Below are 12,269 nucleotides of genomic sequence, written 5' to 3' on the forward strand. Positions count from 1 at the left end.
ACGTACCGCTCGCCCACGATCACCTCTGGCGGGGGGCGGGGTCCATGGACAAAGATCGATCCCGGTTGGACGCAAGGAGCGGACCAGCGGACGGACGAAAGGGGCGGAAACGGATGTACCACACGTGGATGCGGTATTTCACCCCGAGCCCGGCCCACCACAAACTCGGCCTCGTCTGCCTCGGCGTCGGCCTGCAGCACGGCCTCCTGCCCACCGTGGGCCCCCGCACCCTCGACCACCACGTCGCCGTCGTCATCAGCTCCGGCGGCGGCTGGTTCCGCGGCCCCGACGGACGCCGCACCACCGTCGTCGCACCCGCCCTGATCTGGCTCACCCCCGGCGTACGCCACCACTACGGACCCGACCCCGACACCGGCTGGGACGAGTGCTTCGTCGACTTCACAGGGCCCGCCACCGCGACGTACACCGAACTCGGCTACATCGAAACCACCCGCCCCGTCGTACCGCTCTCCGACGCGGCGGGAGCCCGCGGCGTCGTCGCCCGCATCGCCCGCGCGGCCCGGCGCGGCAACCCCCTCCTGGAAGTGGAGACCGGCGCCGCCGTCCACGAACTCCTCGTCGCCCTGCGCCGTGCCCGCGCCGACATCGCCCCCGACGGCGACCCCGTCCTCCAGTCCCTGGCCCGCGACGCCTTCCAGCCCCTGTCCGTCGCCGAACACGCGGCCCGGCACGGCATGACCCCCGCCGAACTGCGCACCGCAGTCCGGCGCGGGGCCGGATGCAGCCCCAAGGACTACCTCCTGGGCATCCGCCTGGGCCGCGCCAAAGAACTCCTCGCCGCCACCGAGCTGCCCGTCGCCGCCGTCGCCCGACGTGTCGGCTACGACGACCCGGCGTACTTTTCACGCCTTTTCACCCGCCGCGTCGGCATGGCCCCCGTCCGCTTCCGCGACCAGCAGGGAAGGGCTGTTCCCGGCGGCTGGTCGCACCGGATACCCGACCCCGACCACCCACCCACTTTGCGCTCTTCCGCCGGTGGGGGGCCCGCGGCGGCAACGTAGGCTCGTGGCCCATGACCACCAGCCACACCAGTGACGACAACAGCACGAACAGCACGAACAGCACGAACGGCGCCCCCGCGGCCACGGACGAGACCGTCCGCGCCGAGCTGTCCCGGCTGCGCGACAGCATCGACAACATCGACGCCGCCGTCGTCCACATGCTCGCCGAGCGCTTCAAGTGCACCCAGCAGGTCGGCCACCTCAAGGCCCAGCACCACCTGCCGCCCGCCGACCCCTCCCGCGAGTCCCGCCAGATCGCCCGCCTGCGCGAGCTCGCCGAAAGCGCCAAGCTCGATCCGGCCTTCGCCGAGAAGCTGCTCAACTTCATCATCGCCGAAGTGATCAGGCACCACGAGACCATCGCCAAATCCTCCTGACGAAGGCCCCCGGCAGCGGCACCGCCAGGGCAGACCTACACCCCGGCCGGTGCCATCGGGCAGCATGGGCCCATGCCCGTACTGACGCGCGACGAAGCGCAGACCCGTGCCCAGCTCATCGACGTACACCGGTACACGGTCGAGCTCGATCTGACCCGGGCGGCCGACCCCGCCCGCGACACCTTCGACTCCCGGACCGTCATCCGGTTCAGCGCCCGCACCGAAGGCGCCACCTTCGTCGAGCTCAAGCCTGCCGAGCTGCGCTCCGTCACCCTCGACGGGCAGCCCATCGACCTCACCGCCCCGGCGGGCCTGACCGGCAACCGCCTCGCGCTCGACGGCCTCACCGCCGGCGAGCACGAACTCCGCGTCGACGCCGCGATGCGCTACTCCCGCACCGGCGAGGGCATGCACCGCTTCACCGACCCCACCGACGGCGAGACGTACACCTACACCCAGCTCTTCATGGAAGACGTGCAGCGCGTCTTCGCCGCCTTCGACCAGCCCGACCTGAAGGCCGTCTTCGAGCTGACCGTCACCGCCCCCGAAAGCTGGACCGTCCTCGCCAACGGCGTCACCGAGCACCTCGGTGCCGGGAAGTGGCGGGCGGCGGCCACCCCGCTCATCTCCACCTACCTCGTCGCCGTCGCCGCGGGCCCCTGGCACTCCGTCCGCACCGAACACCGCGGACTGCCCTTCGGCATCCACTGCCGGCGCTCGCTCGGCCCCGCCATGGACGCCGACGCCGACGAGATCCTCGACATCACCCGCGCCTGCTACGACCGCTACCACGAGAAGTTCGACGAGCCCTACCCCTTCGACTCCTACGACCAGGCGTTCGTCCCCGAGTTCAACGCGGGCGCGATGGAGAACCCCGGCCTCGTCACCTTCCGCGACGAGTTCATCTACCGCTCCGCCGTCACCGACACCGAGCGGCAGACCCGCGCCATGGTCATCGCCCACGAGATGGCCCACATGTGGTTCGGCGACCTCGTCACCCTCAGGTGGTGGGACGACATCTGGCTCAACGAGTCCTTCGCCGAGTACATGGGCTTCCAGACCACCGCCGAAGCCACCGGCTTCACGAGTCCCTGGACCGACTTCGGCGTCGCCCGCAAGTCCTGGGGATACGACGCCGACCAGCGCCCCTCCACCCACCCCGTCGCCCCCGACCCCGACGCCGTGCCCGACACCGCGTCCGCGATGCTCAACTTCGACGGCATCTCCTACGCCAAGGGAGCGAGCGCCCTGCGCCAGCTCGTCGCCTGGCTCGGCGAGAAGGACTTCCTCGCCGGCATCAACACCCACTTCGCGCGCCACAAGTTCGGCAACGCCACCCTCGCCGACTTCATCGACTCCCTCGCCCACGCCACCGACCGTGACGTCCACGCCTGGGCCGAGGCCTGGCTGCGCACCACCGGCGTCGACACCCTCACCTCGAAGGTCACCCACGCCGGACGCGAATGGACCCTCACCATCGACAGCGACGGACACGGCCGGGGAAGCGGACACGGCCAGGGGAGCGGGCACGGCCAAGGAAGCGGGCACGGCCAGGAGCGCGGACGCCCGCACCGCATCGCCGTCGGCGTCTACGACCGTGACCTCTCCGGCGGCCGCGGCTTCGTCCTGCGCGAACGCTTCGAGACGGACGTCCCGGCCACCGGACCCGACACCCCACGCGACGGCGGCCGCCCCGCCCTGATCGTCCCCAACGACCAGGACCTCACCTACGCCAAGATCCGCCTCGACGACCACTCCCAGGAAACCGCCCTGCGCGGCCTGTCCGGCATCCCCGACGCCCTCACCCGCGCCGTCCTGTGGAACAGCCTGCGCGACCTGGTCCGCGACGGCGAGCTCGACGGCACCACCTACCTCGAGGCCGCCCGCACCCACCTCCCCGAGGAGAGCGACCTCGCCCTCGTCCAGGGCGTCCTCACCTTCGCCATCCACATCGCCGACCGCTACGCCACCCCCGAGCAGCGGCCCGCCGCCCTCGCCCTCCTCGGCGAACTCTGCCGCGACCTGATCCGCCGCACCGAGGACGGCTCCCACCCCGGCCTACGCCTCACCGCGGTCCGCGGCTGCATCGACGTCGCCACCCAGGCGGCACCCCTCCAGGCCTGGCTGAGCGAAGGCACCGTGCCCGGCGGACCCGAACTCGACCCCGAACTGCGCTGGCGCGTCCTCGCCAGGCTCGCCGTCCTCGACGCCACCGACGAGGACGCCATCGCCGCCGAACTGGAACGGGACCCCAGCGCCACCGGACAGGAAGGCGCCGCCCGCTGCCGGGCCGCGCTCCCCGACGCCGCCGCCAAACGAGCCGCCTGGGACGCCATGTTCGGCTCCGACGAACTGTCCAACTACCTCTTCACCGCCACCGCCCAGGGCTTCTGGCAACCCGAACAGGCCGACCTCGTACGGGAGTACATCCCCCGCTACTACGAAGACGCCGTCGCCCTCGCAGCGCGCCGCGGCCCCGCCATGGCCGAAGCCGCGGGACGGCACGCCTTCCCCACCCCCTTCGTGGACGCCGAGACACTCCGGCTCGGCGAACGCTGCCTGCGCGACGCGGAACCCACCCCGGCCCTGCGCCGCAAGCTCGCCGACCAACTCGACGACCTGGCCCGGGCACTTAGCGTCCGCCGGAGCGCCCAGAACGACTGACGTACACCGACGGACAGGCCCTAGCACCAGGAGTCGCCCCACACGTTTTCTCCGCACGGCAGTACCACTTTCGGGTTCGGATCGCCGAAACATTCGGACGCGCCGTCCGCGCGCCGTACAGGCTGGTGCCCCTGTACGCGCGCACCCGAAGGGCACCCCCTCATGAGCACCCCCCGCACTTCGCGCACCCCACCACCCCTCGCCGGAGGTGCCCAAGGCCCCGACGCCCTGCGGCCGTTGCTCGCCGCCGCACTCGACGCGCTCCGCGAAGGAGCCACCGCCCGCGGCGGCCCCCTCCCCGCAGGCGGCCCCCAAGCAGTCACCGACCGCGTCCGCGCCGCCGCCGAACCCGTCCTCCCCGAGCACGGCACCGACCCCGAAACGGCCCTGCGCACCCTCGTCCGCACCCTCACCGAAGGCGCCGCCGACCCCGCCGACCCCCTCTGCGCCGCCCACCTCCACTGCCCGCCCCTCGCCGTCGCCGCAGCCGCCGACCTCGCCGCGTCCGCCCTCAACCCCTCCATGGACTCCTGGGACCAGGCACCCGCCGCGACCGCACTCGAAGCACTCGTCACCCGCGCACTCGCCGCCGAGATCCACGACGACGGCGACGCCCTCATCACCACCGGCGGCACCGAAGCCAACCAGCTCGCCCTCCTCCTCGCCCGCGAAGCCCCCACCACTCACGTCCCCCCACGCCTTGTCACCGGCGAGAACGCCCACCACTCACTCGCCCGCGCCGCCTGGCTCCTCGGCCTGCCCGAACCCGTCACCGTGCCCACCCCCACCGGCACCCTCGACCCCACGGCACTCGACGAAGCCCTCACGGCACTCGGCGGCCCACCCGGCACCTGCCTCGTCGCCGCCACCGCGGGCACCACCGACGCCGGCCTCATCGACCCCCTCGACGAGATCGCCGACATCTGCGCCACCCACGGCGCCCGCCTCCACATCGACGCCGCGTACGGCGGAGGCCTCCTCTTCAGCGACACCCGCAAAGGCCGGCTCCACGGCCTCCACCGCGCCGACACCGTCACCCTCGACCTGCACAAACTCGGCTGGCAACCCGCTGCCGCAGGGCTCCTCGCCGTCCGCGACCCGCACGACCTCCAAGCCCTCGACCACCGCGCCGACTACCTCAACGCCGACGACGACACCGACGCCGGCCTCCCCGACCTCCTCGGCCGCTCCCTGCGCACCACCCGACGCCCCGACGTGCTCAAGATCGCCGTCACCCTCAGAGCCCTCGGCCGCACCGGACTCGGCGCACTCGTCGACCAAGTCTGCGACCAGGCGAGCCAGTTCGCCGAACTCGTCGCCGCGCACCCCGCCTTCGAGCTCTACGACACCCCCGCCATCAGCACCGTCCTCTTCCGCCCCACCGACGCCACCGACGACCACATCGCCCACGTACGAAGGCGACTGCTCACCGAAGGCACCGCCGTACTCGGCCGCGCCGACCTCGACGGCCGCCGCTGGCTCAAAGCCACCCTCCTCAACCCGCACACCCGGCCCGAAGACCTCACCGCCCTCCTCAAGCTCGTGGAAGGAACCACCCCCCGATGACCGGCACCCCCGACCACCCCGGCCCCCGCCCCCTCACCACCCCCGAAGACCCCCGCGACCTGGTCGGCATCGGCATCGGCCCGTTCAACCTCTCCCTCGCTGCCCTCGCCCACCCCCTCGGCGAACTCGACACCGTCTTCTACGAACAACACCCCGCATTCCACTGGCACCCCGGACTCCTCATCGACGGCGCCACCCTCCAAGTCCCCTTCCTCGCCGACCTCGTGACCCTCGCCGACCCCACCAGCCCCTGGACCTTCCTCAACTACCTCAGAACCCGCGAACGCCTCTTCCCCTTCTACTTCGCCGAGCGCTTCCACATCCAACGCGCCGAATACGACGCCTACTGCCGCTGGGTCAGCGAAAACCTCCCCACACTCCACTTCGGCCACCAGATCGACGCCGTCCGCTGGAACCCCGAACGCGACCTCTTCGAAGTCGACTACACCCAACTCGACACCGACGGCGAAGCCGAAGCCCTCGGCCGCACCTACACCAAGAACATCGCCCTCGGCATCGGCACCGCCCCCCACATCCCCGAACCCCTCAAACCCCTCGCCGACGCCCCCACCGTCCCCGTCATCCACTCCGCCGACTACCTCGACCACCGCGAACAACTGCTCACCGCCGAACACATCACCGTCATCGGATCAGGCCAGTCCGGCGCCGAGATCTTCCTCGACCTGCTCCGCGCCCGCCCCACCGGACACGAGAAGATCCACTGGCTCGCCCGCACCGAAGCCTTCGCCCCCATGGAGTACTCCAAGCTCGGCCTCGAACACTTCACCCCCGACTACACCCGCTACTTCCACGCCCTGCCCGAAGCCGTACGCGACGGCCTCGTTCCCCACCAGTGGCAGCTCCACAAAGGCATCGACGCCGACACCATCGCCGCCATCCACGACGAGCTCTACCGACGCACCCTCCACGGCGGCTGGCCCGACGCCGTCCTCACCCCCGGCGTCTCCGTACGCACCGCGGGACGCGTCGCCACCACCCGCGTAGAACTCCACCTCGAACACCTGCAACAAGGCACCCGCTCCCGCCTCACCACCGACGCCGTCGTCCTCGCCACCGGCTACCGCGAACGCCCCCTCGACCAACTCCTCGCCGGCCTCGACCCCTACATCCGCAAGGACTCCTCCGCCCGCCCCCGCATCGACGAGAACTACCGCCTCGTCCTCGACCCGTCCATCACCGCCACCGGCAGCAACGTCTACGTACAGAACGCCGAACGCCACACCCACGGCGTCGGCGCCCCCGACCTCGGCCTCGCCGCCTGGCGCAGCGCCACCATCCTCAACACCCTCACCGGCAAGACCCCCTACCCGTTGCCCGGCCGCACCGCGTTCACCAGCTTCGGACTCCAGAGCCCCGAACAGCACACCGGCACCACCGGCCACATCGGCGAACAGCGCTCCCACCTCGTACGCCTCAAGAGCTGACAGGCCCGCCGAGCCCCCCGACCGGCGCAGCCACCCGCCGCGACCTCGGACACGACCACACGGCGGCACCCTTCACCACCCCGGCCTCCAACGGATGCGAGTCGGGGTGCTCGGGACACTCCGGCCACACCGCCGGCCGCGACTCCGCACACAACGCCTCGACCGCCCAGTCCTGCGCCTGGTCCGCGAAATCCGCCGTCCGCTCGGCCGCACTCGAACCGAAACGCACGACGAGCCCGGCACCCGAACCGTCCGGCGCGTACAGCATGGCCAGCTCCCCGATCTGGTCGTGCCACTCCTCCCGGACGACGAGACGCACCGCGCACGTCGCCCTCAGATCACGGAGCACCGGGTCCAGCGCCACAGCAAGTTCCTCATTCATGCATGGAATTGTCCGCCCCCAAGCGCCACAACACCCGCGAATATTCCCCTGTGAAAAGGGCCGACAACCGAAATACCCGTCCCCGCGCGCCGGTTCGTACGACCATGACCACAGACTCCACCGCCGCCTGGACCGCAGCCTTCCGCTCCGCCGTCGTCAGCCCCCACGAGACCATCGACCTCTTCGAACTCCGCGGCTTCGCCGGACACACCCTCCGCCAGATCATCCGCCTCGACGGCGGCGGCACCGCCCTGCGGATCCGCCTCAGCAACCGCTACGGCAAAGAGCCCCTCCACATCGGCGGCGCCCGCCTCGCCAGACGCACCGAAGGAAGCGGCATCGAAGCCGGCAGCGACACCCCGCTCCGCTTCGCCGGCGCCGAGGACTTCACCATCCCCGTCGGCGAGGAAGCCGTCAGCGACCCCGTCGAACGAACCGTCGCCGCCGGCGACGAACTCGCCGTCACCCTCTGGCTCCCCGACGACACCGGCCTCTCCACCTACTCCGCCGTCCCCCTGCGAACCGGCTACGCCGTACCCCGCAACGCCCTCACCGCACCCACCCTCGACGGCACCGAAGGCCTGGAAGAACTCGCCACCCGCCACTTCATCACCGGCGCCGACGTCCTCGCCCCCGCGGGCACCCGCATCGCCGTCGCCTTCGGAGACTCCTGGTTCGAAGGCACCGGCACCACCCCCGACACCGACCGGCGCTTCCCCGACCTGCTCAACCACCGCCTGCGCGCCGCAGGAAGCACCGGCTGGGTCGTCAACCAGGGCCTGTCCGCCAACCGCCTCCTCACCGACGAGATCGGCGAACGCGCCCTCGCCCGCCTGGACCGCGACGCCCTCGACGTCCCCGGCGTCACCCACGTACTGATCCACTTCGGCCTCAACGACCTCGGCATCCCCGGCCAGGAGGCCTACCCCGACCCCGCACCCGTCCCCACCGCCACCGACCTCATCGCGGGCCTCACCGCACTCGCCGACCGCATCCACGCCGCGGGCCTCACCGCGACCGTCACCACCGTCGGCCCCTACAAAGACACGATCTTCGAGGGCTACGCCACCCCCGAAGGCATCGCCGTCGCCCGCGAGGTCAACGACTGGGTCCGCGGCACCGACAGCCCCTTCGACTCCTACGCCGACTTCGCCGCCGCCGTCGCGGACCCCGCCGACCCCGACCGGATCCGCGACGACCACGACAGCGGCGACGGCCTCCACGTCAACGACGCCGGAGCCCAGGCCCTCGCCGACACCGTCGACCTCACGAGCCTGGGACTCCAGAACGCCTGATGAAGCCCTAGAACACGGGCGTACCGCCCCGGGTCAGCTTCCAGTCGACCGACGCGAACTGGCCCGGGTCGACCGTCCCCTTCGCCTTCACCCAGCCGATGATCGTGTTCCGGATCTCCTCCGAGTTCGCCCACACCTGCTTGGCACCCGCGATGTGCGGGAAGTTGCCGCCCCCACTCGCACGGTAGTTGTTCACCGCGAGCACGAACTCCGCCTTCGGATCGATCTCCTTGCCCCCGAAGGCGAGCTTCACGATCCGCGACCCGACGGGCTCGGCGATGTCGATCTCGTACGTCAGACCGCTCACCGCGTCGTAGTTGTAGTCCGGAATGCCATCGGCGTTCGTCAGCTTCGCCGAATCCACCGGGCCACCCGCGGGCGTCCGCACGTAGTACCGCGCCGAGAACTCCAGATACTCCTTCAGCTGCGCACCCGTGATCAGCCGCGCCTCCAGGGTGTTCTCGAACGGGTACAGGCCCGCCGCGTCCCTGATCGTCACGTCACCCGCCGGGATCTGCGCCGTCCGCGAGAAACACGACGCCTGCGACAGCACCGGAAGCGCCGCGTACGCACCGCCCTTCAGAGCCTGCGCAACCGTCTCCTTCTGCACCTGGTTGATCAGATCGATGATCGCGACATCCTTGACCGGGCCTTCGGCCGTGCTCATCGCCGCCGTCGACGTACCGATCACCTGGTTGACGTACGCGACGACCTTCCTGTGCTCGTCCGCGAGGAGCCGCGTCACCTTCTTGTCCTCGGCCACCGTGTTCGAGTTCAGGACCTTCGCCCCGACCTTCTCGACCGTCCAGCGGCCCTTCGACCACACCAGGTCGAAGTCGAACAACGTCAGCCGCTGCCCCCACTTCAACGGCTCCGACAACACGACCTTCTTGCCGGTCTTCTTGTTCTGAACGAAGTACTCGGGAACCTCCGTGTGCGCGTGCCCGACCAGGATCGCGTCGATCCCCGGCACCTGCTCCGCCACAAGACCCGCCGCGTTCTCCACGTACGGCAACTGGTCACCGTACGAGGACGTGCCGCTGGAACCGGAGTGCGCCGACACGATCACCACGTCCGCACCCATCGACCGCAGCTTCGGCACCCACTTCGCCGCCTGCTCCTCGAGGCCCGGGAACGTCATCTTCCCCTGCACGTTCGCCTTGTCCCAGATCGCGATCCCCGGGTTCGTCAGACCGAGCACCGCCACCCTCACGTCCCGGCCGTGCGGTGTACGCAGACGCTTCATGAAGTACGGCGGGAAAGCGGGCTTCTGCGTCCTCGCGTCCAGCGCGTTCGCCCCCAGCAGCGGAAAGTCGCACTGCTCCTCGAACTTGCGCAGCACCGGTATGCCGTAGTTGAACTCGTGATTGCCCAGCGCCGCCGCGTCGTACCCGATCGCGTTCATCGCCTGCGCCATCGGATGCACCGGACCGTGCTTCGCCGTGATGGGATCGACCTTGGCGTAGTAGTACGACAGCTGCGTGCCTTGGATCGTGTCGCCCGCGTCGATCAGAAGCGTGTTCCCTCGGCCCTTCTCCTCACGGACCCGGTTCACCAGCGTGGAGATCTTCGCCAGACCCACGTCGTTGTGGTCCTTGTCGTCGAACTCCTTGTCCGTGAAGTAGTCCCAGTTGAAGACATTGCCGTGCAGGTCGGTCGTGCCCAGCACTGTGAACGAGTAGCGCCGCTCACGCCGCACGGACTTCCCGGACACCTCGGCGGAGGCGACGGACGGCGCGACAGCCGCACCCGTGACAGCCACACCCACACCGGTGGCAGCGGACGTACCCAGGAACTTCCTGCGGTTCAGCGGCATATTCGTACTCCTCGATCGACCATGGTTAACGCGCGTAGATTCTGACCCCGTCCACCACACCCGCAACAGACCCCGCAGGTTTCGATCCGATGACTGTCCGGTACGTCCACACGATGCGAGAGTGACCACATGGACGCGACCCCCGACGCACCCCGCCTTGCCGTCCGCGGCGAAGCACACCTCGAAGTCGACCCCGAGATCGCCCGCATCGGCATCACTGTCAGCGCCCGCGGCACCGACCGCCGCGACGCCCTGGGCGACCTCACCCGACGCAACACCACCGTCCTCGACCTCATCAAGACCTACGGCGAAGCCGTCGACAAACTGGAGACCGGCTCCTTCTCCATCAGCCCCGAACTCACCAGACACGGCCGCGGCGAACGCGTCCGCGCCTACCACGGCCGCGTCCACACCACCGCCGAACTCACCGACTTCACCGCCCTCGGCGAACTCACCACCCGCCTCGCCGACCTCGACCTCACCCACGTCGAAGGCCCCTGGTGGGCTCTGCGCCCCGACTCACCCACCCACCGCCACGCCCGCCAGGAAGCCGTCCGCGAAGCCGTGCAACGCGCCCGCGAATACGCCGAAGCACTCGGCACCGGCCTCGCGAGCCTCCTCGAACTCGCCGACATCGGCGCCGACCACACCCCCGCGTACGGCTACGGCAACCCCGCCGGCGGCATGCGCTCAGCCGCCGCCTACGGAGGCGCCCCCGACCTCACGACGGAAGCAGCCCCCCTCGACCTCGAACCCCAACGCCAGCACGTCTACGCGCAGGTCAACGCCCGCTTCACCCTCGTCCCGCCACAGCTGACCTGAACGGCCTCAGGCCAGCATGCCGCCGTCGACCCGCAGCACCGCACCGGTGACATAGGAGGCACGGTCGCTCAGCAGCCACGCGGCGGCCTCGGCGATCTCCCGCGGCTCGGCGGCACGACCCAGCGGCGTCCGCGCGTTGAGCGCGTCGACGGTGCCCGGAGACCGCTCGTCCCACTCGAACAGCAACTCGGTGAGCGTGGTGCCGGGCGCGACGGCGTTCACCCGAATCCCCTCCGGGCCGTACGTGGCCGCCGCCGACGCCGTCAGACTGTTCAACGCCCGCTTCAACGCCCCGTACGCGGGCAGCTGAGGATTGGCCGTCAGCGCGCCGACACTGGACGTGTTGACCACGGCCCCACGCCCCGCCGTCGCCCGGATCGCCGCGATCTCCGCGGACATGGCCACCCACGCCCCCTTCAGATTGACGGCGTAGACGTGGTCGAAATCAGCCTCCGACAACGCGTCCAGCGGACCGGGCGGCTGACCCGTCGCACCGTTGTTGAAGGCGACGTCGAGCCGCCCGTACAACTCCACGGCACGGTCGACCGCGCCGCGCACGCTCGCCGGGTCGGCGAGGTCGCACACCGCGTGGTCCGCGACACCGCCCGCCGCCCGGATCTCCTCGGCCACCGCCTTGAGCTGGTCCTCCGAGCGTGCCGCGAGGAGCACCTTGGCACCCTCCGCGGCGAAGAGCCGCGCCGCGGCGGCGCCGATGCCGCGACCGGCCCCGGTGATGAAGGCGACCTTCCCGGCGAGCAGCCCCGAGGCCGCGGCGGACGAGGCCGGTGTGCTGGTCACGGTGCTGACGTTCGTGGCGTCGCTCGTGGTGTCACTCGTGGTGTCGTTCGTGCTGTTGTCCGTGGTGTTGTTCATGCCGACG

The 12,269-nt window shown here is 70.6% G+C and carries 10 protein-coding genes; 7 read left to right on the forward strand and 3 right to left on the reverse strand.

Annotated features, from left to right (window positions below; translation table 11 throughout):
- Nucleotides 1–113 precede the first annotated feature (113 nt).
- The 5 genes from AB0N81_RS07825 to AB0N81_RS07845 all read left to right on the forward strand — a co-directional run bounded on the left by AB0N81_RS07825 (nucleotide 114) and on the right by AB0N81_RS07845 (nucleotide 7,074).
- Nucleotides 114–1,022, forward strand: a complete 909-nt coding sequence (locus AB0N81_RS07825) for an AraC family transcriptional regulator (RefSeq protein ID WP_365356623.1) — start codon at nucleotides 114–116, stop codon at nucleotides 1,020–1,022.
- A gap of 11 nt (nucleotides 1,023–1,033) precedes the next feature.
- Entirely contained in the window at nucleotides 1,034–1,399 is a 366-nt protein-coding gene (locus AB0N81_RS07830; RefSeq protein WP_365356624.1) for a chorismate mutase, read from the forward strand.
- A 72-nt stretch (nucleotides 1,400–1,471) separates the two neighbouring features.
- Complete coding sequence (gene pepN / locus AB0N81_RS07835) at nucleotides 1,472–4,063, forward strand: aminopeptidase N (RefSeq protein WP_365356626.1); 2,592 nt, start codon at nucleotides 1,472–1,474, stop codon at nucleotides 4,061–4,063.
- 162 nt (nucleotides 4,064–4,225) lie between these two features.
- Complete coding sequence (locus AB0N81_RS07840) at nucleotides 4,226–5,629, forward strand: aminotransferase class V-fold PLP-dependent enzyme (RefSeq protein WP_365356627.1); 1,404 nt, start codon at nucleotides 4,226–4,228, stop codon at nucleotides 5,627–5,629.
- Entirely contained in the window at nucleotides 5,626–7,074 is a 1,449-nt protein-coding gene (locus tag AB0N81_RS07845; RefSeq protein ID WP_365356628.1) for a SidA/IucD/PvdA family monooxygenase, read from the forward strand. Before AB0N81_RS07840 ends, AB0N81_RS07845 begins: the two co-directional genes overlap by 4 nt.
- Here AB0N81_RS07845 and AB0N81_RS07850 read toward each other — a convergent pair.
- Nucleotides 7,064–7,456 carry a hypothetical protein gene (locus tag AB0N81_RS07850; protein ID WP_365356630.1) on the reverse strand — a complete coding sequence of 131 codons (393 nt, stop codon included), beginning with the start codon at nucleotides 7,454–7,456 and terminating at the stop codon, nucleotides 7,064–7,066. The genes AB0N81_RS07845 and AB0N81_RS07850 overlap by 11 nt on opposite strands.
- A 104-nt stretch (nucleotides 7,457–7,560) precedes the next feature.
- Here AB0N81_RS07850 and AB0N81_RS07855 point away from each other — a divergent pair, with 104 nt between their 5' ends.
- The gene (locus AB0N81_RS07855; protein WP_365356631.1) at nucleotides 7,561–8,751 is read left to right on the forward strand and encodes a GDSL-type esterase/lipase family protein; all 1,191 of its coding nucleotides are present in this window, start codon (nucleotides 7,561–7,563) and stop codon (nucleotides 8,749–8,751) included.
- A 7-nt stretch (nucleotides 8,752–8,758) separates the two neighbouring features.
- Here the strand turns inward: AB0N81_RS07855 and AB0N81_RS07860 are convergent, their stop codons facing one another.
- Nucleotides 8,759–10,567, reverse strand: coding sequence for a 5'-nucleotidase C-terminal domain-containing protein (locus AB0N81_RS07860; protein ID WP_365356633.1), 1,809 nt, complete (start codon nucleotides 10,565–10,567; stop codon nucleotides 8,759–8,761).
- A gap of 129 nt (nucleotides 10,568–10,696) precedes the next feature.
- Between AB0N81_RS07860 and AB0N81_RS07865 the strand changes: the two genes are divergently transcribed.
- The gene (locus AB0N81_RS07865; RefSeq protein WP_365356635.1) at nucleotides 10,697–11,389 is read left to right on the forward strand and encodes an SIMPL domain-containing protein; all 693 of its coding nucleotides are present in this window, start codon (nucleotides 10,697–10,699) and stop codon (nucleotides 11,387–11,389) included.
- A 6-nt stretch (nucleotides 11,390–11,395) separates the two neighbouring features.
- Here the strand turns inward: AB0N81_RS07865 and AB0N81_RS07870 are convergent, their stop codons facing one another.
- Nucleotides 11,396–12,262, reverse strand: coding sequence for a glucose 1-dehydrogenase (locus AB0N81_RS07870; RefSeq protein WP_365356637.1), 867 nt, complete (start codon nucleotides 12,260–12,262; stop codon nucleotides 11,396–11,398).
- Nucleotides 12,263–12,269: the final 7 nt, after the last annotated feature.

The sequence above is a fragment of the Streptomyces sp. NPDC093510 genome (assembly GCF_040683555.1).
Classification (GTDB): domain Bacteria; phylum Actinomycetota; class Actinomycetes; order Streptomycetales; family Streptomycetaceae; genus Streptomyces.